The following is a 21,548-nucleotide window of genomic DNA, read 5'->3' on the forward strand; positions in this document are numbered from 1 at the left end:
CCTGGTGTCAAGGGTGCCCGCCGCTGTGGCCCAGGCGTGCGGGCGTGTGCCAGAATCCCGATTACGGACATGTGTCCGCTGAACGAACGTGTCGAACGAAGGGAAGACCGGATGACAGCAGACGCCGCAACGAACGGGCCGGCGGGGGGCGGGCCGCTGTCCGGCGTCCTGGTGGCCGACTTCTCCCGGATCCTGGCCGGCCCGTACGCCACGATGCTGCTGGCCGACCTGGGCGCCGACGTCGTCAAGGTCGAGGGCCCCAAGGGCGACGACACCCGAGGCTGGATGCCGCCCACCCGGGGCGAGGTGTCCACCTACTACCTGGGCGTCAACCGGGGCAAGCGCTCGATCGCGCTCGACCTGCGCGACGAGGGCGACGCCGAGGTGGCCAGGGAGCTGGCCAGGCGCGCCGACGTGCTCATCGAGAACTTCCGGCCCGGCGGGCTGGCCAAGTACGGGCTCGACTACGACGCCGTCACGTCCGCCAACCCGGGCGTCGTCTACGCCTCCATCAGCGGGTTCGGCTCCGGCAAGGGCGCCCGCGTGCCCGGCTACGACCTCATGGTGCAGGCCATCTCCGGCCTGATGAGCCTCACCGGCGAGCCCGACGGGCCGCCGTACCGGGCCGGCATCTCCGTTTTCGACGTCATGGCGGGCAACCACGCCGTCATCGGGATCCTGGCCGCGCTGCGGCACCGCGACGCCACCGGGCGCGGGCAGCACGTCGAGATCAACCTGCTGTCCTCGGCGCTGACCGGGCTGGTCAACCACAGCTCCGCGTACGTGGCGGGCGGGGAGGTGCCGTTCCGGATGGGCAACGCGCACCCGAGCGTGTTCCCGTACGAGCCGCTGCCCACCGCCGACGACGACCTGATCGTCACCGCCGCGAACGACGGCCAGTTCCGCAAGCTGTGCGAGGTGCTCGGCATCCCCGAGATCGCCGACGACCCGCGCTACGCCCGCAACGCCGACCGCACCGCCAACCGAGACGAGCTGCGCCCCATCCTCGTCGAGCGGCTGGCCACGAGGGGCGCCGTCGAGTGGTTCGAGCTGCTGGTCGAGGCCGGCGTGCCGAGCGGTCCCATCCAGACCATCGACGGCGGGTTCGCGATGGCCGAGCGGTTCGGGCTGGACCCGGTGGTCGAGGTCGGCGAGGGCGAGCGGGCGGTGCCGACCACCCGTAACCCCATCAGGTTCTCCGAGACGCCGGTCGGCTATACGCTGCCGCCACCGGAGCTCGACGAGCACGGAACGGAGCTGCGCAAGTGGCTCACCGGGGCCGGCGAGGAAGAGGAGGAGCGGGCGTGAGCGAGCGCGACTACCCGACGGCGCTCGGAGCGTCGTCGCTGAAGACGATCACCCTGCTCGGGCAGGATCTGGCCGGCGACGTCATGGGTGAGGTGGGCTTCGGCGAGCTGGCGTTCTGGCTGGCCACCCAGCGCCGCCCGTCGCCCGGCGAGGTACGCGTCTTCGAGGCGGTGCTGGCCGCGCTGGCCGACCACGGGTTCACGCCGACCGCGATCGTGACGCGGCTGACGTACCTGTCGGCGCCCGACTCCGTCCAGGGGGCGCTGGCGGCGGGGCTGCTCGGCGGCGGCTCACGCTTCCTCGGCGTCACCGAGGACTGCGGCCGCTTCCTGAACGACATGATCCAGGAGCACGGCGACCCGCTGCCGGCCGACGACGCCGGCTGGGACGCCCTCGCCCTGGGCACCGTGCGAGCCCGCCGCGAGGAGCGCAAGCTCATCCCCGGCCTTGGCCACCACGTGCACAAGGACGGCGACCCGCGCACGCCCAGGCTGTTCGAGATCGCCGCGGAAGAGGGCCTCTACGGCCCCCACCTGTCGCTGTTCGCCGCGATCGGCCGCGTGCACCCCCGGGTGCTCGGCCGCACCCTGCCGCTCAACGGCGCGGGGGTGTGCGGCGCCGCGCTCGCCGACCTCGGCCTGCCCCTGGAGCTGCTGCGCGCGTTCGCCCTGCTGGCCAGGACCGCGGGGCTCATCGGGCAGCTCGCCGAGGAGCTGCGCAACCCCGTCGCCAACGACATCTTCCTGTCGGTGGACCTCAACAACCGGCCCATCGACCCCGAGCCCTACGGAGGTTCGCATGGCTGAACTCGTCGCGGTGATCGCGTCGACCCACCACCCGTTCTACTACCGCGCCTCCACCTCGACGGGGGAGGACCGGCCGCCGTTCGCCGACGAGTGGGTACGCAAGGTCGAAGCCTTCCGCGAGACCCTGACGCGGGCGAACCCCGACGTCCTCGTCATGGTCGGCTCCGACCACTTCCACCAGTTCTGGCTGGACAACATGCCGCAGTTCCTGGTCGGCAAGGCCCCCTTCTACGACGCGAACTTCTACAACGAGGAACGCGAGTTCGGCCTGCCCCGCATGCTCTTCCAGGGCCAGGAGGACCTGTCGGCGCACCTGCTGCGCGGCGGCATGGACATGGGCTTCGACCTCGCCTTCTCCAACGAGCTGCGGATCGACCACTCCATCACGTGCCCGATCATCACGCTGCGCCCGCAGAACGACCTGCCGATCGTGCCCGTCTACACCAACATCTTCGCCCCGCCGCTGCCGCGGCCGAAGCGCTTCATCCAGCTCGGCCAGGCCATCCGCGAGCTGGTCGAGTCGTGGCCGGGCGACCAGCGGGTGGCGGTCATCGGCACCGGGCACCTGTCGCTGGAGCTGGGCGGCCCGCGCCAGTTCGGCCCGCACGGGCCCGACCCCGAGTTCGACCGCAAGGCCGTCGAGTGGATCTCCACCGGCGACATCGAGGGCTGCCTGTCGGAGGTCACCCTCGACAGCCTGTGGAACCCGGGCAACGCCACCCACGGCTTCATGGACTTCATGCTGATGATGGGGGTCGCCGGGGAGGGCCGCAAGGCCGACTACGTGGACACCTACGACCTGTTCCACACCATGGAGGCGTACTTCACCTGGTACCCGAACGGAGGCGGCCGCGCATGAGCAAGTACCTGCTGAACAAGTTCCTCTTCACCGTCGATCGCGACCCCGAACTGGTCGAGCGTTACCGCGAGCAGCCCCGCGCCACCGTCGAGTGGTGGGAGGCCGAGTACGCCAACCGCATCCTCGGCTGCCACTCCGGCGAGTCGTCCACGTGGCTGCGCTTCGACGACACCGAACGTGAGGCGCTGGCCGGCCACGACTACCCCAAGCTGTTCGAGCTGGGCGCGCACCCGTTCCTCACCTTGACGCTGTTCATCGCGATGTTCGAGCGCGACTACGGCGAGCCGCTGGGCTTCCAGCTGGAGTACGCGCAGCGGCTCGCGCACCACCAGTTGCCGTATCCGGACATCGCCACCTGATGCGGGCCGCGCAGATCGACACGTGCGGCCGGCCGCCGCGCTGGGCCGACCGGCCCGACCCCTCACCGGGGGCGGGAGAGCTGCTCGTGCGGGTGCTCGCCGCGCCGATCACGCCGCTCGACCTGCTGTGCGCGGGCGGGGCCTCCTACTTCGGGGCGCCCGCGACGCCGTACGTCCCCGGCGTGCAGGGGGTCGGGACGGTGGACGGGCGGCTGGTGTGGTTCCCCACGCCGGCCGGGATGGCGCCGGGCGACGGGAGCATGGCGGAGCTGGCCTGCGTGCCCGCCGGAGATGTCGTCGAGCTGCCCGGTGGCGCCGACCCCGTCGCCGTGGCGGCGCTCGGGCTGTCGGCGGTGGCCGCGTACCAGGCGCTGACCTGGCGCGGTGAGCTGGCCGCCGGGGAGCAGGTGCTGGTGCTGGGCGCGGGCGGCGTGGTCGGGCAGGCCGCCGTGCAGCTCGCCAGGGTCGCCGGCGCGCGCCGGGTCGTGGCCGCCGCCCGCTCGGCCGCCGGGCGGGAACGCGCCGAGAAGGCCGGCGCGGACGCCGTCGTCGCGCTCGACACCGACGACGTGGCCGAGCTGACGCACCGCCTGTCGGCCGCCTGCGACGGCCCGCTCGACCTGGTCCTCGACCCCCTCTTCGGCGCCCCGGCCGCCGCCGCCCTCCGCGTGCTGCGCCCGCACGGACGCCTGGTCAACCTGGGCGGCTCGGCCGGCGAGACCTCCCCGCTCGACTCCGCCACGCTGCGCAGCCGCTCGCTGCGCCTGCTCGGCTACACCAACAACGAGCTGACCAGGGAACAGCGGGCCGCCGCCGTGGCGAAGGTCGCGGAGCTGGCGGCATCGGGCCGGCTCCACGTGGACCACGAGGCGGTGCCGCTGGAGGAGGTCGCCTCGGCCTGGGAACGCCAGAGCGCGGGAACGACCGCCGGCCGCCTCGTCCTCACCCCACCCTGACAGGTGGCCGCCCGGACCGGCCCACACCCCGACGCCACCGCCGGGGCGGCCCTCACCCTCAGGTCAGGCCGGCCCGGCGGGCGGGCGCCTAGGAGGTCATGGTGGCGTGGGGGACGCCTTCGTAGGCGGCCCAGTCGGCGCTGATCGCGCCGGCCGTCTTGAGGAGCAACGGCAGGTGCCCTTCGGCCAGGCGCTCGACCGAGGTCTCGGCGGCGTGGGCGTTGACGTTGATGGCGGCGATCACGTTGCCGAGCCCGTCGCGCAGCGGCGCCGCCACACTGCGGATGCCGAGCGCCAGCTCCTCGTCGGTCAGTGCCCACCCTTTGGCCCTGACCTCGCGCAGCGCGGCGTCCCGCTCGGTCACGCCGGGACGCCAGCGCGGCTCGACGCCGGAGCGGCTGGGCTCGGCCAGCACCCGATCGACCTCCTCGGGTGGCAGCGCGGCCAGCAGCACCTTGCCGAGCGACGTCTGCAGCGCGGGGAAGCGGGTGCCGATCTGCACCGACAGGGTGACGATCTTGGGGACGGCGACGCGGGCGACGTACACGATGTCGGAGCCGTCGAGCTGGGCGATGGAGCAGGACTCGCGCGTCTGCTCCACCAGCCGCTCCATGTGCGGCCTCGCCACCTCCCACAGCCCCATCGACCGCACGTAGGAGACGCCCAGCTCCAGCACCCGCGGCGTCAGCGCGTAGCCGCGCGGCTCGCTGCGGGCGTAGCCGAGCTCCTGCAGGGTGAGCAGGATGCGGCGGGCGGTGGGCCTGGCGAGCCCGGCGGCGGTGGCCACCTCGGTCAGCGACATGACCGGCCGGCCCGGCTGGAACACCCTGATGACGTCGAGGCCGCGTGCGAGCGCCTCGATGAAGTCGGGGCCGGTGTCAGCACGTGCCATGGAAACGCCTCCCTGCGTCGGGGTCCCGCAGGACCCGACTCTAGACCGTCGCGGCCGGATGTCCGCACAGCGGCGGCCGGGGTGAGCATAGCGGTGCCCGCGCCAGCCGCGCCGACAGGGTCCAGCGTACGGGGGAAGTGACGCCGGCGTTGCCAAGTGGTCGTTCTACGGACGGTTGTCCGTCGCAACGGAGGGCGCTCCGGGCAGCAGCGGATGGGCGGCCTCGGCACGCAGCCCGTCGAGGAAGAAGGACAGCACGCGCCGCCAGGTGCCCGGTGCGCTGTCCATCGACTCGCGGATGACCTGCGACATCGCCCAGATCAGGGTGACCAGGTCGGACATGGTGAAGTCGGCGCGCAGCCGCCCGGCCTCCTGGGCCCGCGCGATGATCCGCTCGGCGTCGATGAAGCCCTGGTGGCACGCCTGGCTCACGTCGGTGGCCAGCGTGAAGCCCTGGGTCAGCGCGTCGTTGAGCATCTGGTCCTGCGACTGCAGGGTGAACAGCCCCTCCAGGAACACCACGAACCCGTCCCACGGGTCGGGCTCGGCCATGGCGTCGGCGGAGATGCGCTCGAGTGCGGCGAGCTGCTGCGGCAGGACCTCCGCCAGCAGCGCCTCGCGGGTCGGGAAGTGGTTGTAGAGGGTGCCGATGCTGACGCCGGCGCGGCGGGCGATGTGTTCGAGAGGAGCGTCGATGCCGCGGTCGGCGAAGATCTCCGTGGCCGCGACCAGGAGCTTGTCGCGGTTGCGCGCGGCATCAGACCGCAGCGGCTTAGGTCCGGCTGCCATGCCTCCCATCATACGAAAGTGAGCTGACCCTCAAGTTTCGTGATACGGTCGGTCCAACTTGAGGAACCCCTCAACTTTTTCTGGAGGAACCGTGCGCAAGACCGCCGTCGTCATCGGAGCCGGCCCCGGCCTCGGCATGTCCATGGCCCACCGCTTCGGCAGGGAGGGCTACGCCGTCGCCCTGATCTCCCGCTCGCCCGACCGCCACCCCGCCTACGTCGCCGCCCTCGCCGAAGCGGGCGTCGAGGCCGCCGCCTTCGCCGCCGACGTGTACGACCGCGAGCGCGCCCTGGCGGCCCTCGACGAGATCACCGCCAGGTTCGGCCCGATCGACCTGCTCTACTACGGCCCCGGCGCCACCGACGTCAGCCGGGTGCCGGAGCCGATCACCGAGACCACCTCCGACGACGTCAGGCAGGCGATGGCCACCGCGTACGCGGCCATCGACGTCACCGGCCACGTGCTGCCCGGCATGGTGGAAAGGGGCGAGGGCGGGCTGCTGTACGCCGGCGGGCTCAGCGCCGTCCTGCCCATGCCGCCGCTCGGCGCGCTGGCACCGGCCGCCGCGGCGCTGCGCACGTACGCGCTGACGCTCAACGCCGCCCTCGCCGCGCAGGGCGTCTACGCCGGCAGCGTGACGATCGGCGGGGTGGTCGAGCGCGGCGACATCCACCGGCAGATCGCCGCCGCCCCTGAGCGCTTCGGCGGCCTGAGCGGTCACACCCTCGACCCGGACGTCATCGCCGGGGTGGCCTGGGAGCTGTTCACGAAGCGGGACCGCGCGGAAGAGACCTTCAGCGCCCTCTGACGGACCGGCGAAAAGGGCGTTCCGCGCGGTCCCGACACGGGTAGGCATGAGGGGAGATGTGGCCATCGGGGGAGGTCACGATGGGGGATGAGTGTGATCGCGATACCAGCGGGCTGTCGTTCGACGTGCTGGACCCGGCACCCGTCGGCGTGGCGGTGACGCGAGGGGCGAATCATCAGCTCGTCTACACCAACGCCACGTATCGGGCGCAGTTCGGCGACCGCCCGATCGGCTCGCCGCTGCCCAAGTTGTTCGCCGACGACTACCGGCAGCACTACCGCGAGCTGTTCGACCAGGTCTACGCCACCGGCGAGCCCGTCGTGCTCACCGCCGCGCCGGCCAGCACCGACGAGGAGGACCGGTTCTTCACCTCCAGCCTGTCACGGCTGTCGTTCGGGTCGGGCGAGCGCGGCGTGCTGGTGGTCACGCTGGAGGTCACCGACCAGATCACGGTCGCGCAGCAGGTGCAGGCCCTCGCCAACGAGCGCAGCCACATCCTGCGCCGCTACCAGAGCCTCATGCAGGTCAGTGCCCAGATCTTCTGGGTGGCCGGGCCGACGGGGGACGTCATCGAGCACAGCGCGAGCTGGGAGCGGGTGACGGGACAGCCGTGGGAGGACTACCAGGGGCGCGGCTGGCTGAAGATGGTGCACCCCGACGACTGCGAGGCCACGGTGGCGTCCTGGGAGAACGCCGTCGCCACGACGGAGATGTGGGAGCACGCCTACCGGCTGCGCACCGCCGACGGCTCCTACCGGCACTTCGAGGTCAAAGGTGTGCCCATCAAGGAGCACGGCCGGCTGGTCGAGTGGGTGGGCACCTGCGCCGACGTCGAGCAGCAGTGGCAGGAGCAGCGCGCCCAGCAGCTGCTCGACCGCGCCGCCGCGGCCACGGCCGACCTGACCAACCTGGAGGAGATGCTCGGCGCGGTCGCCGCCGTCATCGTGCCGGAGATCGCCGACGGCTGCGGGGTGCACCTCGTCACCGACCTCACCGGCGAGCAGCACGGCGGGGCGCCGTTCGTGGTCGAGCGGGTCGCCACGGCCGCCCGGCCGGGGCTGCACCGGCTGCCGCCGTACAGCGAGGAGCGGTTGCCGCCGGACAACGCGCTCGTGCAGGCGGCGCGGCGGCGGCGGCCGCTGGCGAAGAGGTTCCCGCCCGGCTGCCCGCCGCCCGGCCTGGCGCCGTCCTGGTCGCAGCAGTGGATGGTGGCGAACAAGGCCAACAGCCTGCTCGTGCTGCCCGTCGTGGTGGACGGCGTGGTCCCGGCCGTCGTGACGTTGATGACCTGCTGCGACCGCCCACCGATCAGCCGGGCGGACGCCGCGCTGCTGAGCCGCATGTTCGACCACGCGCACGACGCGCTCAGCAGCGCCATCCGCTTCCAGCGCACCCAGCAGATCGCGCTGGCCCTGCAGCACAGCCTGCTCGCCGCGCCGCCGAAGCTGGCCGGCCTGCGCATCGAGGCCCGCTACCGGGCCAGCCCGGCCGCGGCCGAGATCGGCGGCGACTGGTACGACTCGTTCATCCTCCCGGACGGCGTCCCCGTCATGGCCATCGGCGACGTCGCCGGCCACGACCTCGGCGCCGCCGTCACCATGAGCCAGCTCCGCAACATGCTGCGGGCCCTCGCCATGGACCGGTGCGAGCCGCCGGGGGAGATCCTCACCCGGCTCAACATCGCCATGGGCTCGCTCTCGTACGAGGTGACCGCCACCTGCGCGCTGGCCAGGATCGAGGAGTACGGCGGCCGCCACCAGCTCAACTACGCGGTCGCCGGCCACCCGCCGCCGCTGCTGGTCACCGAGGACGGCACCGGCCGCTTCCTGGAGAGCTGCGTCAACCCGCTGCTCGGCATCCCCAACGAGGACGGCTGCCGCTCCACGGTCGAGCCGCTGCCGCCCGGCTCCACGGTGCTCTTCTACACCGACGGCCTCATCGAGCGGCCCGGCGAGAACCTCGACGACGGGCTCGAACGGCTGCGCCTCCTGGCCGGCTCGCTCGCCCGCTGCCCCGTGGAACGCTTCTGCGACCAGGTGCTCAGCGGCCTGCCGACGACCGGGCTCGACGACATCGCGGTCATCGCGCTGCGCCTGCCGCCCGACCGCTGAGGCGTCAGTACCTGCTCAGCCTCGGCACGCTCTCGACCAGCCGCCGCGTGTACGGATGCGACGGCGCGCCCAGCACGTCGGAGGCGGCGCCGCGTTCGGCGATGGAGCCCTTCTCGATGACCGCGATCTCCTGGCACAACGCGGCCACCACGGCCAGGTCGTGCGAGACCATCACGACCGTCAGGTCCCGGTCGGCGCTGAGCTGTTTCAGCAGCTCCACCACCCGCACCCGGGTCGACACGTCCAGCGCGCTGACCGGCTCGTCGGCCAGCAGCACCCGGGGCTCGCACACGATGGCCCTGGCGATCGCGACCCGCTGCCGCTGCCCGCCGGAGAACTCGTGCGGGTAACGCTCGGCCGCGTCGGCGGGCAGCCCGACCGCGCGCAGCGCCTCCGCCACCCGGTCGCCGATCTCGTCGCGCGGGCAGGCGCGCAGCGCCCGCAGCGGCTCCGAGACGATCCTGCGCACGCGCTGGCGGGGGTCCAGCGACGAGTACGGATCCTGGAACACCGGCTGCACGGCCCGCCGGAACTCCCTGTCCCGCGTGGACGTCACCGGCCGCCCGTCGAACAGCACCTGCCCCGACGTCGGCCGCGCCAGGCCGAGCAGCAGCCGCAGCAGCGTCGTCTTGCCCGCGCCCGACTCGCCGACGATCGCGAGGTTGCGCCCCCGCGTCACCTCGACCGACACCCCGGACAGCACCGCCGCCCCGCCCCGGTAGGCGTAGCCGACGTCGCGCGCCTCCATGATCGTCACGGCGCCATCCGATCCAGCTCGGCCTCCAGCTCCCTGGCGCTGTCCACCAGGGACCGGGTGTAGGGGTGGCCCGGTTCGCGCACGATGTCCCGCGTCCTTCCCGACTCCACCGCGGAGCCCTCCTTGAGCACGATCAGCCGGTCCGCGACGCCCGCGACCACCGCCAGGTCGTGCCCGATGAACAGCAGCGCCATGTCCCTGGCCGCGATCAGCCGGTCCAGCAGCGCCAGCACCTCGGCCTGCACGGTGACGTCCAGCGCCGTGGTCGGCTCGTCGGCGATCAGCAGCGCGGGCTCGCAGGCCAGCGCCATCGCGATCGCCGCCCGCTGCCGCTGCCCGCCGGAGATCTCGTGCGGGTACGCCCGCGCGACCCGCTCGGGCAGGGCCACCTCCTCCAGCGCGGCCAGCACCGCCGAGCGCAGCGCGGCGCCGCGCAGCCCTCGCCGCCGCCGGATCGGCCCCGCCACCTGCCTGCCGACGCGCATCAGCGGGTCGAGCGCGGTGAGCGGCTCCTGGAAGACGACGGCCGCCGCCTGGCCGCGCAGCCGGTCGAGCCGCCTTCCGAGCCGCCTTCCGGGCGCGCCGATGACCTGCGTGCCCGACAGCAGCACGCTGCCGTGCGCGGTCAGGCCGGGCGGCAGCAGCCCCAGCACGGCCAGCGCGGTCAGCGACTTGCCCGAGCCGGACTCGCCGATCAGGCCGAGCCGCTCGCCGGGCGCGAGGGTGAACGACAGGTCGCGGATCAGCTCGTGGCCGTCGGAGCGGCGTACGGACAGCTGCTCCACCGCCAGCAGCTCGCTCATCGGGACCTCCCTCCGCCCAGGTCGCGCAGCCCGTCGGCGAGCAGGTTCGCGCCGATGACCAGCACCACCAGCAGCACGCCAGGCGCGATCGCGCCGACCGGCGCCGTCAGTACCGTGGCCTGCGCCTCCTGCAGCAGCCGCCCCCACGAGGCGTTCGGCGGAGGCGGGCCGAGCCCCAGGTACGACAGCGACGCCTCGGCCAGCACCGCCAGGCCGAGCTGGAGGGCCAGGTTCACCAGGAGCGTCGGCCAGATGTTCGGCAGCACGTGCTCGGCGATCACCCGCGGCCACGAGCTGCCCGAGGTGCGCGCGGCCGTGATGTAGTCCTGGGAGAGCACCCGCTTGACCAGCACCCGCGTCAGCCGGGCCACCACCGCCGACATGGCGAGGCCGATGGCCAGGATCGCCGAGCCGAGCGACGCCTCGCGCACCGCCACCACCAGCATGGCCAGCAGCAGCGTCGGGAAGGCGATGAGGGCGTCGAGCACCGCGGCCAGCGCGTCGTCCAGCCAGCGGGTCGCGAACCCCGCCGCCAGGCCCGCCGCCACGCCGAGCAGCCCGCCCAGCAGCACCGACCCGGCGCCGGCCGCCAGCGCGATGCGGGCGCCGATCATCAGCTGGGTCAGCAGGTCGCGGCCCAGCTTGTCGGTGCCGAGCAGGTGATCGCCGCCCGGCGGGGCCAGCCGCCCGCCCGAGGTGTCGGCCGGATCGTACGGCAGCCACACCAGCGACACCGCCGCCGCCACCACCACCAGGCCGACGAGCACGCAGCCCGTCAGGAACGACTTCCTCATGCGCGCCCCAGCCTGGTGCGCAGCCGCGGATCGACCAGCCGCTGCACCACGTCGGCGGCGAACCCGATCACCAGCACCGTGAGCGTGCTGACCGCCAGCACACCCTGGATCACCGGATAGTCGTGCTCGGCGATGCCCTTGACCAGCATCGTGCCGAGCCCGGGCAGCGCGAACACGCTCTCCACGACCACCGCGCCCAGGAACGTCGTCGCCAGCTCGATGCCGAGGATCGAGATGACCGGTACCGCCGCGTTGCGCAGCCCGTGCCGCCACATCGCGCCGCCGAACGACTCGCCCATGGCCCGCGCGGTGCGCAGGTAGTCGGCGCTCAGCACGTCGAGCGTGGCCGCGCGGACGTACCGGATCAGCGACGCCGACATGACCAGCGCGATCGTGACGACCGGTAGCGCGAGCGAGGTCAGCGCGCGGCCCGGCTCCGCCCAGTCCTGGCGGGGGAAACCGCCGGCCGGCAGCAGCCGCAGCTTCAGCGCGAACACCGTCACCAGCAGCATCCCGATCCAGAACACCGGCACCGCGATGCCGAGCTGCGAGAAGCCGCTGAGCAGCGCGCCGTACCAGCGGTCCGCTTTGTGCGCGGCCACGAACCCGACCGGCAGCGCCACCACCACCGCCAGCGCGAACGCCAGCAGCGTCAGCGGCACCGTGACCGCCAGCCGGGCCGAGATCTCCTCGCCCACCGGCAGCTTGCTGATGTAGGAGGTGCCGAGGTCGAGCCGGGCGAGGTCGCCCAGCCAGGCCGCGTACTGCTGCGCCAGCGGCAGGTCGGAGCCGGTCTCGTGGCGCGCCGCCGCGATCTGCTCAGGCGTCGCGCCCATCGGCAGCAGCGCGTTGGCCGGGTCGCCCGGCAGCAACCGCAGCAGCACGAACAGCAGCGACGCCGCCAGCAGCAGCGAAGCCAGCAGGAACGCGGTACGGCGCAGCAGGTAGCGCCCCATCAGCCCTTCTTGATCCCGTACGCGTAGAACTGCGAGTTGAGCCCGTTGACCGGGTAGCCCGACAGGTCGGAGGCGGCCACCACGATCTGCGGGTACAGGTAGAGCCAGTCGCCGGCGGCGTCCTCGGCGATCTTCCTGTTGGCCTTCTTCAGCAGCTCCGTCTGCTCAGCCTCGCTCGGCGCCCGCTCGGCCTCGTCGATCCACTTCGTCACCTGCTCCTCGTCGTAACCCCAGTAGAAGTCGGGGTTGCCGTACCAGACCACGTCGCGGTCGTTGACGTGCTCCTGGAGGGTGGCGGCGAAGTCGTGGTTCTTGTAGACCTTCGTGTACCACTCGTCGGCGGTGATGACGTTGATGTCCACGGTGACGCCGACCTTGGCCAGCTCGCTCTTGATGAACGTGGCGGCCGTCGGGTGGGGGTCGTAGTTGGGCGTGTCCAGGGTGAAGCGGAAGCCCTTGGCGTAACCGGCCGCGGCCAGCTCACGCTTGGCGGCCTCGACGTCGTAGGTGTCGAGCGAGGTCAGGTCCTCGTACCACGGGTCGGTGGGCGGCACCATCGAGCCGATCAGCGTGCCGTGCCCGGCCCACACCGACTCCAGCAGCTTGGCGTCGTCGATGGCCGCCGCGACGGCCTTGCGCACCTGCGGCTTGTCGAACGGCGCCTTGCGGTCGTTGAACGCGAGCAGCAGCTTCGTGGTCGACTTGCCCTCGCTGACCTTGTAGTCCGGGTTGTTGTCGAACTGCGAGAGCGCGTCCGGGCTCTGCTGGCTGGTCACCACGTCCACGGCGCCGGTCAGCAGCGCGTTGTTGAGCGCGGACGCGTCGGTGAAGTAGTGGAAGACGACACCGCCGTTGGCCGGCTTGGCGCCCCAGTAGCCGGGGAAGGGCTCCAGGCTGAGCGTCGAGCCGCGCTTCCACGCCCCCAGCTTGTAGGGCCCCGTGCCGTCCGCCGTGGTGGCCCTGTCCTTGGCGTCGGCGTTGACCACCCACACGTAGCTCAGGTTGTAGACCAGCGAGATCGAGCGGTGCTTCAGCCTCACCACGACCGTGCCGTCGTCAGGCGCCTCGACCGACTTGATGACCTCCAGGTTGCCCTTGCGCGCCGACTGGGAGTCCCCGGCCGTCACGCGCTCGATGCCGGCCTTCACGTCGGCCGAGGTCAGCGCCTTGCCCGAGTGGAACGTCACGCCCTTGCGCAGCTTGAAGGTGTAGGTCAGGCCGTCGTCCGAGACCGTGTGGCTCTCGGCCAGCAGCGGCTCCACCTTGCCCGCGTCGGTCAGCCGGAACAGGCCCTCGTAGACGTTGCCGTTGAACGCCTCCGTGATGCCCTGGCCGCCGCCGGCGGTATTGTCGAGGTTCTGCGGCTCGTAGAGTGAACCGATCTCGATCGTGGCCGGCTGGGCCGGGCCGCTGGGCGAGGCGTCCTCCGGGCCGGAGCCGCACGCGGCGAGTGCGAGGGCCAGTGCGACCGCGACGCCGGCGAACTTCCTGTTCAACGTAAACTCCACCATTGCTTACCAATTTAGTAGGTTTACGAAATATACCGCCTTGTCGGGTTCGATGGGGCCTCGGGTTCCCGAGCGGGGCCCGCTCGGGGGCCCGCTCGGGGGCCGGCTGTCCGGTCGCGCGCTCGTGTTCAGCGGAGCTCGTCGGCCGCCCACGCGCGGAAGGTGCGCGGCGGGCGGCCGGTGACGCGTTCGACCGTGTCCGTCACCCGGTCCTCCGTGCCGGTGCCGATGTCGGCGTCCAGGGCGGCGAGCAGAGCGGCGAACTCCCGGGGCATCCCGTGGGCGGCGAAGTGCGCGGCGAGTTCGTCCGGCGTGAGCGGGCGGTGGCGCAACGGGCCGGCGCCCAGCTCGGTGAGCAGCGCGGCCACCTCGTCATACGTGAGCGTCTCCGGGCCGGTCAGCACGTGGTCGGTGTCGTGCGGCACCGGATCCGTCAGGGCGTGGCCGGCGACCGCCGCGATGTCGCCGGCGTCCACGAACGCCACCCGGCCGCCGCCCGTCGCGGAGATCAGCTCGCCGTCGCGGCGGCGCAGCGCGACGGCCTCGCCGGTGAAGTTCTGCATGAACCACGACGGGCGCAGCACCGTCCACTCCGGCATCACCGTGCGGACCACGTCGTACAGCGCCGCCGCCCCTGGCGTCCGCTCCGGCCGCGCCGACGTGCCGAGCAGCACCACGCGGCGCACCCCTTGGCGTACGGCCTCGTGCAGGAACGGCTCCACCAGCGGCACCGGCTCGGTCACCCCGATCGGCGGCAGCACATAGGCGGCCCGCACCCCCGCCAGGGCCGGGGCGTGGGTCTCCGGCGCCGCCCAGTCGAAGCGCACGAACCCCGGCAGATCGCCCTTACGGCTCGCCGGCCGGACCGGCACCCCGCGCTCGCGCAGGAAGGCCGTCACCCGCGAACCCGTCGTCCCCGTCGCGCCGATCACCAGCACCTCGCTCATGTCGCACCGCCCGCGAACGCGCCCGTGAACGACTCGAGCCCGCCCAGCGCCTCGGCGGCCTGCAACGGGTTCCAGTAGTCGCGGTAGCGCTGGATCTCGCCGTCCCGCACGGTGACGATCGCGACATAACCCATCCGGTACGGCTTCCCGCTGCGCGGCACGATCCCGGCCACCTCCAGCTCCACGACCACCACCTCCGGGTCCTCGGTCCGGTGGATCACCTTCCTGACGACCTCCCGGATGTCGTAGATGTCCGGGTAGCCGCGCAGGTACTCCCGGATCGCCGCACGCCCCTCCACCCTGGGCGGATACCCGGCGGGCGCGAACGGGAACTCGATCACCCCGTCCTCGGCCCACAGCTCCGCGAACCCCGCCATGTCCTTGGCCAGCAGCAGCTCGACGCCGTGCTCGATCAGCTCGGTGGCTTGCACAGTTTTCCTCCTCCATTAGGACGATACGGTACCGTCCCGCCGTGAACCATAGACGAGACGGTACCGTCCCGTCCAATCGGTAGACTGCACCCCATGAGCCGCCGCACTCCCACCGGCGCAGCCGTGCTGCAGCCCCAGGTCACCGAGGCCATCACCGAAGCCGTGCTGGACGAGCTGGCCGCGAACGGCTACGCCCGCCTGTCGATGGAGGCGGTCGCCAAACGGGCCGGCGTCGGCAAGAGCGCGCTGTATCGCCGCTGGGCGTCCAAGCAGGAGATGGCGATGGGGGTGATCCGCGCGTACAGCATCGCCATGATCAGCGTGCCCGACACCGGCACGCTCCGCGGCGACCTGCGCGCCTCACTCGGCGTCCTCACCCAGTGGCTGACCCACCCGCGCTTCGCGCGCATCCTGCCCGACCTGGTGGCCGAGATGGTCCGCAACCCCGAGCTGGGCGAGGTCGTGGGACTCCTGGTCGGTGAGCCGAAGCGGGAGCGTACGGCGGAGATCTTCCTGCGCGCCGTCGAGCGCGGCGAGCTGCCCCGCGACACCGACATCGACCTGGCGCTCGACCTGATCGCCGCCCCCGTCTACTGGCGGCTCGCCGTCCGCGCCGCCGAGGCCGGGCCCACCTACCTCGACGATCTCACCGACGTGCTGCTGCGCGCGCTGTCCGCGACCTCCTGAGTCTCGGATCGATCATCCGAATCGAGCGGCTATCCGGTTGTAGGGTGGGGGACATGCCCGCCACACCGCTGAGAAAGGACGCCGCCCGCAACCGCCGGCAGATCCTGCAGACGGCCAGAGCCATGGTCGACGCCGGCGCGACGCTGCAGCTCAACGCCGTCGCCCGGGAGGCCGACGTCGGGGTGGGCACCGTCTATCGCCACTTCCCGACCCCCGAGGCGCTGCTGGCCGCGCTCGCAGAGGAGCGGTTCGAGGCGATGATCGACGAGGTCCGCCGGGGTGTCGCCGCGCCCGACGTCCGCGCCGCCCTGCACACCTTCCTCGACCGCGCGCTCACCGCGTACGTCGAGGACGAGGCCTTCGCCACCGAGGCGCTCGGCCCCGCGCCGACCACCGAACGCACCCGCGAGCTCAGGGACGAGCTGGTCGGCATGATCCGCGACCTGCTCGCCCGCGCGGTCTCAGAAGGCGTCCTGCGGCCCGGCCTCGACGCGCCCGACCTGCTGGTGCTGCTGTGCGGCGTCGCGTACGCGGTCAAGAACAGCCCCTATCCCGACGATCCCGCCGTCGCCGCCCGCTACCTGAAAGCCCTGCTCAACGGCGTGCTGACCACAGACGCCGGGTGACGGCCGCCGCCCCATCCGCACCCAGGCTGGCCGCGCTCCGCACTCGCTGGCTCGACGCCGTGACCGCCGGGCTCCGCGACGACCCGTCCGTGGCGGGGGCCGCGCTGGTGGGCTCGTTCGGCGCCGGCCACGCCGACGACTGGAGCGACGTCGATCTGCTCGTCGTCGTGTCCGACGCCCGCCTCGACGGCTACGCGCCGCCCGCGCCCGTCGAGCCGGTCATCACCATCGACGCCCGCCACAACGGCCCGCGCGGCACACGTGGCTTCAGCTGTCAGTACGTGGGGGACGGGCTGCCGCTCTGGGCCGACTGGTACGTCCACCCCGTCTCCCTGGCCAGCTGGCCGTCCGACTGCGCCGTCCTGTTCGACCGGCACGGCATCGAGCACGGCATCGAGCACGGCATCGAGCACGGCACGCTCACCCTCGGCGAGCAGCTCGCGGCCGGTGAGCCGGAGCCGCCCACCCCCAAGGGGCCCGACGAGGAACGCGCGCTGAAGCTGGGGCTCGTCCCCGTCGCGGGCAAGGGCGTCGCCCGCCGCTCGCCCGGCGCGGCCGGGCTCATCGCGTTCATCGGCGGCTCGTACGACCCCGACGCCACCTGGGAGCAGCAGCTGGCCGCCCTGCGCCGCCTGCTCGACGACTTCGCCGGCCTCGGACCGCCCGACAGCGTGGCGGCCGGGCACGCCTACCTCGACCTGGTCGCCGACGCACTCTCCCGCTGACCCGTTGATCACCCGGGCCCGCGCCGCATAGCCTGCCCGTGCCGATCATCCCCCGACCCTAGGGAGTCAGCACGCATGACGATCATGAGGAAGGCGGCGCTGGTGACCGCGCTGACCGCGCTCGGCATGTCGCTCGCGGCACCGGCCGCGTACGCACGGCCGGCCGCCCGCGCCGCCGCCTGCCCCGAGGTCTTCGGCCACGGCGGCTACCCCAGCGGCTCCAACCCCTGGGACCGCGACCAGATCCGCCAGCCCAACCACGCCCGCGGCGTCGACGACCAGCGGGCGTGGGGCGCCGACGGGGTGGAAGGTGACGTCCAGCTCACCAAGCACGGCACGAAGGCCGTCATGTGGCACAACACCTCCACCAACGGCCTGACCGGCGTCCGGCGCAACATCACCGACCTGTGGTGGACGGCGGGCAGCGACAACCTGCGCGACCGCAGCATCGCCCGCGGGCCCTACAAGGGGCAGCAGGTGCACACGCTGCGGCAGTGGCTGGACCACGTGCGCTCGCGCGGCATGATCGCGCTGCTGGAGATCAAGCCCGAGGCCCGGCGCGTCCTTTCTGACGGGACGTACGGGGCGGCGGCCTGGAAGGAGGTCTCCGACCCGATCAAGGAACGCCAGGCGTCGATGCGCATCCTCGTCTACTCGCAGGACTCCTGGATCCAGGCCGAACTCGCCAAGCGCCATCCGACCCTCCTCAAGGGCTCCCAGGCCCGCTGGACCGACAGCGTGGCCTGGCAGGAACCCCCGGCCTCCTGGAACGGCAACACCGCCCGCTGGACGGAGGTCCTGGCCCAGGCCCCGAAGAGCGTGATGACGAACTACACCAAGGACTACCGCGCCTGGCTGAACGGCAAGTGCACCTGACCGGTCAGTCGCCGGCCGCCGCTTGTTCCAGGACCTCCAGGATGGTGGCGGTGAGGAGGGTGACCTTGTAGGCGTTGTGCGGGGTCGGGGTGCAGCGGGCGGCGGCCAGGGCGGCGGCGGTCTCGAAGGTGTCTCCGGCGAGGAGGGCGGCTTCCACCTCGGGGAGCCGTAGCGGCACGCGGGCGATGCCGCCGGCCGCCACCGCGGCGGTGGTGACCTGCGGGCCGTCCAGTATCAGGCGGGCGGTGGCCTCCACCAGCGGCCATTCGCCCTCCGAGCGGGCGATGGCCCTCCGGTACGCGGCCAGCTCCCCGGCCACCGGCGGCGGCAGGTGCACCGAGGTGAGCAGCTCGCCGGGGCCGAGGAGGTGGTCGCGGGTCGGGTCGGAGCCGTCGCCGTACAGGTCGGCGGCAGGGAACGGGCTCCTGCCGTGCACCTCGACGGCCGCGTCGTACGCCAGCAGCGCCATGGCCAGGGACGACGGGTGGGGTGCCAGGCAGGGGCCGGTGTCGATGACGGCGGCGTACAGGCTCTGGCCGGCGCGGGCCGGGCAGGAGTCGCCGCCGTCCTGGTGGCAGGTGAAGGCCGGGTTGCGGTAGTACCAGCAGCGGTTGCGCTGGAGCAGGTTCCCGCCGACGGTGGCGACGGCCCTGATCTGCGGCGTGGCCAGCCCTCGCGCGGTCAGCGCCAGCGCCGGGTACGCGGCTCGCAGCCGCTCGTCGCGGGCCACCTCGGCGACGGTGGTCAGCGCACCGAGCCGGGCGGAGCCGTCCGGCTGCCAGGTGATGCCCGACATGCCGGGCACGTCACGCAGCTCGGCCAGATCCAAGAACGGCCCGGCCACCGGCCGGCTCATCACATCGGTGCCACCCGCCCGCGGCACCCCGTGCCGCGCGGCCTCAAGAAGATCGGTGGAGACGGTCAAGGTCGGATCCCTTCGAGATGCGAAACGGGGCCAAGGGGCGTCTTGCGGGGTGGGGTGGTCATGGGGTGAGGCCCTGGAGGAGGCGGTCGGGGCGGATGGGGAGGTCGTGGGGGCGCCAGCCGGTCGCGTTGCGGACGGCGTTGGCGACCGAGGCCGCCACTCCGACCGTCGAGACCTCGCCGAGCCCGACGCCGCCGCCGTTGACGTGGTCCCAGCCCTCCTGGTGGAAGTGGATGGTCATCTCCGGCGTGTCGCCGATGCCGGGGATGCGGTAGTCCTCCAGGTTCGCGGTGAGGACGGTGCCGGTGACGGGGTCGGTGTGGCGTTCCTCGTACAGGGCGTAGCCGATGCCCTGGATGATGCCGCCCTCGCACTGGTTGCGGGCCGGGCGCTCGGCGTAGATGCGGCCCGCCGTGATGCCGCCCCACACGCTCAGCGGCCTGATCGTGCCGAGCCTGGTGTCCACCTCGACCTCGGTGACGTGCACCGCGCCGCTGAACCCGCGCCCGATCGACATGCCCTGCACCGAGAACGGCGTCACGTACCCGCCCCGGTCGCCCCGCCGCCTGCCGACGACCTTGGCGCCGTCGGTCAGGCCCTGGGCGAGCAGACGGCGGGCGGCGTCGCGGGCGGCCGGCGCCACCGAGGTGGTGCTGCGGCTGCCCAGCGCGGGCGGTCCAGGCACGGTGGCGGAGCTGCCGATCTCGACGCGGATGCGTTCCGCGGGCAGGCCCAGCTCCTCGCGCAGGACGCCGGCGATGACGCTGCGCACGCCGGTGCCGATGTCCTGGGTGGCGGTGCGCGCCACGACCACGTCGCCCTGGACCTCCAGCTCGACCTGGGTCGCCGTGGCGACGAGGTAGATCCAGTTGGCCACGGCCACGCCGACGCCGCGGCGGAAGCGTCCCGTCTGCGACCCGCTGCGCGGCCTGTCCCGCCAGACGGGCAGCTCCAGGGCCCGCTCGTAGAGCGCGTGCCGCTTGGGGTTGCCGTCCCAGCGGCGGCGCAGCACGATCGGGTCCTCGCCGAGCCGGTGCGCCATCTCGTCCACGGCCTGCTCCAGCGCCCACAGCATCGGCGGGGCGCCGGGGCCGCGGAAGGGCGTGCCGGGCGGCTCGTTGGTGACCACGTCGTAGTCGCGCAGCCGGCGGGGCGCCTTGCCGTACACGAGGCGGGCCAGCGACGCGGAGGCCGATCCGATGGAGACGCCGCCCCGGCCCCGCACGTCGATCGCGAGCGCGGCCAGTTCGCCCTTGTCGTCGGCGAGCAGGGCGATGTTCGTCCTGCTGCCCGGCCGGCTGCCGGCGTCCGTCAGCTCCTCGGCGCGGCTGAACACCACGCGTACGGGAGCGCCGTACGCCCGCGCCAGCTCGACCGCCGCGACCGACTCGACCGTGATGCCGGACTTCGCGCCGAACCCGCCGCCCACGTGCTCGGCGACGACGTGCACCCGGCTCTCGTCCAGCTTCCAGCGCTTGGCGGCCTGCTCGGCGGCCATGGCCAGTGTCTGCGTGGACAGGTGCAGGTGGAGGTCGCCGCGCTCGTCCCACCGCGCCACGCAGGCGTGCGGCTCCAGCGGCGTGTGTACCTGTACGGCGGTGCTGAACGCGCCCGTCACCAGCAGCGGGTCGTCGCGCCGCCGGGCCTCGTCGATCAGCGTGGCCGCCTTGCCCGCCCGCCTGCTCGCCCCGCTGAACGGCCCGCGCACGTTGCCGTCCCAGCCGCCGGGCACCGTCATGCCCTCGCTGGAGCTGTGGGCGTTCTTCCTGCTCTGCTCGTCGTAGACGGGCGGGGCGTCGGTGCCGTCGTCGAGCGCGGTGGGGAACGGCTCGTACCCGACCCTGGCGCCCTCGGCGATCGCCTGTGCCTCCAGGCGGGTCGCGGCGGCGACGGCGGCGATCGGCTGGCCGGCGTAGCGGACGATCCGGTCCTCGGGCAGCAGGTCCACCACGGGGACGCCGTCCACCTCGACGGAGGTGACCCGCGCGTGCGCCTGCGCCGAACGGATGATCACGCCTTCGAGCTGGCCGTCCAGCCGGACGTCCGTGGTGTAGCGGGCGCGTCCGGTGATCTTCTCCATCGCCTCGACCCGGACGGGTGCGGGGGTGTCCGTGTCGTGCTCGCCCCGGCAGGCGGCCGCGACGGCGGCGTAGATCCCCGCGTACGCGCCGCAGCGGCACAGATGACCGGCCAGGGCCGCGGCGACCTCCTCGCGGGGCGGCGTCACGTCGCCGTGCTCGGCCCGCCAGGCGTCCACAAACGCGGCCGCCTCGACCACGAAGCCGGGCGTGCAGTAACCGCACTGCAGCCCGTCGTGGGCGGCGAACGCACGCTGCACGGGATGGTCGAGCCCCTCGGCGGTGGTCAGGGCTCTGCCCTCCACCGCCGCGCAGGGCAGCAGGCAGCTCGCCTGCGGGGTGCCGTCCACGGAGATCGTGCACGCGCCGCAGACGCCCGTACGGCACACGGCCTTCGTCCCGGTGAGGCCCAGGCCGTCACGCAGGACGTCCACCACCGGATCGTCTCGCCCGGCGTCCACCTCGTGGGGCACGCCGTTCACCATGATCTTCATAGCGCTCCTGCTGACGTTGTCAACATTGGGGTATGTTGACAGTGTCAGCGCCA

The 21,548-nt window shown here is 72.8% G+C and carries 22 protein-coding genes; 11 read left to right on the forward strand and 11 right to left on the reverse strand.

Features of this window, described 5'->3' with window-relative positions:
- The first annotated feature begins 111 nt into the window (after window positions 1-111).
- Genes AB0K18_RS36310 through AB0K18_RS36330 form a run of 5 tightly spaced genes read left to right on the forward strand, consistent with a single transcriptional unit; the run spans window position 112 to window position 4,288 of the window.
- Complete coding sequence (locus tag AB0K18_RS36310) at window positions 112-1,308, forward strand: CoA transferase (RefSeq protein WP_364923854.1); 1,197 nt, start codon at window positions 112-114, stop codon at window positions 1,306-1,308.
- Window positions 1,305-2,114, forward strand: a complete 810-nt coding sequence (locus tag AB0K18_RS36315) for a citryl-CoA lyase (RefSeq protein WP_364923857.1) — start codon at window positions 1,305-1,307, stop codon at window positions 2,112-2,114. The genes AB0K18_RS36310 and AB0K18_RS36315 overlap by 4 nt, the downstream gene beginning before the upstream one ends.
- Window positions 2,107-2,973 carry an extradiol ring-cleavage dioxygenase gene (locus AB0K18_RS36320; RefSeq protein WP_364923860.1) on the forward strand — a complete coding sequence of 289 codons (867 nt, stop codon included), beginning with the start codon at window positions 2,107-2,109 and terminating at the stop codon, window positions 2,971-2,973. The genes AB0K18_RS36315 and AB0K18_RS36320 overlap by 8 nt, the downstream gene beginning before the upstream one ends.
- Window positions 2,970-3,332 (forward strand): hypothetical protein, encoded by a 363-nt coding sequence (locus tag AB0K18_RS36325; RefSeq protein ID WP_364923863.1) that lies wholly within the window; start codon window positions 2,970-2,972, stop codon window positions 3,330-3,332. The genes AB0K18_RS36320 and AB0K18_RS36325 overlap by 4 nt, the downstream gene beginning before the upstream one ends.
- The gene (locus AB0K18_RS36330; RefSeq protein ID WP_364923865.1) at window positions 3,332-4,288 is read left to right on the forward strand and encodes a zinc-binding alcohol dehydrogenase family protein; all 957 of its coding nucleotides are present in this window, start codon (window positions 3,332-3,334) and stop codon (window positions 4,286-4,288) included. The genes AB0K18_RS36325 and AB0K18_RS36330 overlap by 1 nt, the downstream gene beginning before the upstream one ends.
- A gap of 88 nt (window positions 4,289-4,376) precedes the next feature.
- Here AB0K18_RS36330 and AB0K18_RS36335 read toward each other — a convergent pair whose 3' ends face one another.
- Both AB0K18_RS36335 and AB0K18_RS36340 read right to left on the reverse strand, forming a co-directional pair.
- Complete coding sequence (locus AB0K18_RS36335) at window positions 4,377-5,180, reverse strand: IclR family transcriptional regulator C-terminal domain-containing protein (protein WP_364923868.1); 804 nt, start codon at window positions 5,178-5,180, stop codon at window positions 4,377-4,379.
- Window positions 5,181-5,345: 165 nt separating this feature from the next.
- The gene (locus AB0K18_RS36340; protein ID WP_364923870.1) at window positions 5,346-5,969 is read right to left on the reverse strand and encodes a helix-turn-helix domain-containing protein; all 624 of its coding nucleotides are present in this window, start codon (window positions 5,967-5,969) and stop codon (window positions 5,346-5,348) included.
- A gap of 91 nt (window positions 5,970-6,060) precedes the next feature.
- Here AB0K18_RS36340 and AB0K18_RS36345 point away from each other — a divergent pair, with 91 nt between their 5' ends.
- Entirely contained in the window at window positions 6,061-6,777 is a 717-nt protein-coding gene (locus tag AB0K18_RS36345) for an SDR family NAD(P)-dependent oxidoreductase (protein WP_364923873.1), read from the forward strand.
- 80 nt (window positions 6,778-6,857) lie between these two features.
- Entirely contained in the window at window positions 6,858-8,888 is a 2,031-nt protein-coding gene (locus tag AB0K18_RS36350) for a SpoIIE family protein phosphatase (protein ID WP_364923876.1), read from the forward strand.
- A 4-nt stretch (window positions 8,889-8,892) separates the two neighbouring features.
- Here AB0K18_RS36350 and AB0K18_RS36355 read toward each other — a convergent pair whose 3' ends face one another.
- The 7 genes from AB0K18_RS36355 to AB0K18_RS36385 form a co-directional block, all read right to left on the reverse strand.
- Window positions 8,893-9,636 (reverse strand): ABC transporter ATP-binding protein, encoded by a 744-nt coding sequence (locus AB0K18_RS36355; protein ID WP_364924155.1) that lies wholly within the window; start codon window positions 9,634-9,636, stop codon window positions 8,893-8,895.
- Between the two features lie 5 nt (window positions 9,637-9,641).
- The gene (locus AB0K18_RS36360) at window positions 9,642-10,448 is read right to left on the reverse strand and encodes an ABC transporter ATP-binding protein (RefSeq protein WP_364923879.1); all 807 of its coding nucleotides are present in this window, start codon (window positions 10,446-10,448) and stop codon (window positions 9,642-9,644) included.
- Complete coding sequence (locus AB0K18_RS36365) at window positions 10,445-11,242, reverse strand: ABC transporter permease (RefSeq protein ID WP_364923882.1); 798 nt, start codon at window positions 11,240-11,242, stop codon at window positions 10,445-10,447. Before AB0K18_RS36365 ends, AB0K18_RS36360 begins: the two co-directional genes overlap by 4 nt.
- Window positions 11,239-12,198 (reverse strand): ABC transporter permease, encoded by a 960-nt coding sequence (locus AB0K18_RS36370; protein WP_364923884.1) that lies wholly within the window; start codon window positions 12,196-12,198, stop codon window positions 11,239-11,241. Before AB0K18_RS36370 ends, AB0K18_RS36365 begins: the two co-directional genes overlap by 4 nt.
- Window positions 12,198-13,694, reverse strand: a complete 1,497-nt coding sequence (locus AB0K18_RS36375; RefSeq protein WP_364923887.1) for an ABC transporter substrate-binding protein — start codon at window positions 13,692-13,694, stop codon at window positions 12,198-12,200. The genes AB0K18_RS36370 and AB0K18_RS36375 overlap by 1 nt, the downstream gene beginning before the upstream one ends.
- A gap of 140 nt (window positions 13,695-13,834) precedes the next feature.
- Entirely contained in the window at window positions 13,835-14,653 is an 819-nt protein-coding gene (locus AB0K18_RS36380; RefSeq protein ID WP_364923890.1) for an ergot alkaloid biosynthesis protein, read from the reverse strand.
- Window positions 14,650-15,084: a nuclear transport factor 2 family protein gene (locus tag AB0K18_RS36385; protein ID WP_364923893.1), complete on the reverse strand. Its 435-nt coding sequence runs from the start codon at window positions 15,082-15,084 to the stop codon at window positions 14,650-14,652. Before AB0K18_RS36385 ends, AB0K18_RS36380 begins: the two co-directional genes overlap by 4 nt.
- A gap of 93 nt (window positions 15,085-15,177) precedes the next feature.
- Here AB0K18_RS36385 and AB0K18_RS36390 point away from each other — a divergent pair, with 93 nt between their 5' ends.
- The 4 genes from AB0K18_RS36390 (at window position 15,178) to AB0K18_RS36405 (ending at window position 17,998) form a co-directional block, all read left to right on the forward strand.
- Window positions 15,178-15,771, forward strand: coding sequence for a TetR/AcrR family transcriptional regulator (locus AB0K18_RS36390; protein ID WP_364923896.1), 594 nt, complete (start codon window positions 15,178-15,180; stop codon window positions 15,769-15,771).
- 53 nt (window positions 15,772-15,824) lie between these two features.
- Window positions 15,825-16,397, forward strand: coding sequence for a TetR family transcriptional regulator (locus tag AB0K18_RS36395; protein ID WP_364923899.1), 573 nt, complete (start codon window positions 15,825-15,827; stop codon window positions 16,395-16,397).
- Window positions 16,394-17,122, forward strand: coding sequence for a nucleotidyltransferase domain-containing protein (locus tag AB0K18_RS36400; RefSeq protein WP_364923901.1), 729 nt, complete (start codon window positions 16,394-16,396; stop codon window positions 17,120-17,122). The genes AB0K18_RS36395 and AB0K18_RS36400 overlap by 4 nt, the downstream gene beginning before the upstream one ends.
- A gap of 75 nt (window positions 17,123-17,197) precedes the next feature.
- Window positions 17,198-17,998 carry a glycerophosphodiester phosphodiesterase family protein gene (locus tag AB0K18_RS36405; RefSeq protein ID WP_364923904.1) on the forward strand — a complete coding sequence of 267 codons (801 nt, stop codon included), beginning with the start codon at window positions 17,198-17,200 and terminating at the stop codon, window positions 17,996-17,998.
- 4 nt (window positions 17,999-18,002) lie between these two features.
- On the opposite strand, the gene AB0K18_RS36410 is transcribed toward AB0K18_RS36405, so the two are convergent.
- Window positions 18,003-18,923: an FAD binding domain-containing protein gene (locus AB0K18_RS36410; protein ID WP_364923907.1), complete on the reverse strand. Its 921-nt coding sequence runs from the start codon at window positions 18,921-18,923 to the stop codon at window positions 18,003-18,005.
- Window positions 18,924-18,981: 58 nt separating this feature from the next.
- Window positions 18,982-21,486, reverse strand: a complete 2,505-nt coding sequence (locus AB0K18_RS36415; RefSeq protein WP_364924159.1) for a molybdopterin-dependent oxidoreductase — start codon at window positions 21,484-21,486, stop codon at window positions 18,982-18,984.
- Window positions 21,487-21,548 lie beyond the last annotated feature (62 nt).

Origin of the sequence: Nonomuraea sp. NPDC049421, from assembly GCF_040677005.1 — a bacterium.
Lineage (GTDB): Bacteria > Actinomycetota > Actinomycetes > Streptosporangiales > Streptosporangiaceae > Nonomuraea > Nonomuraea salmonea.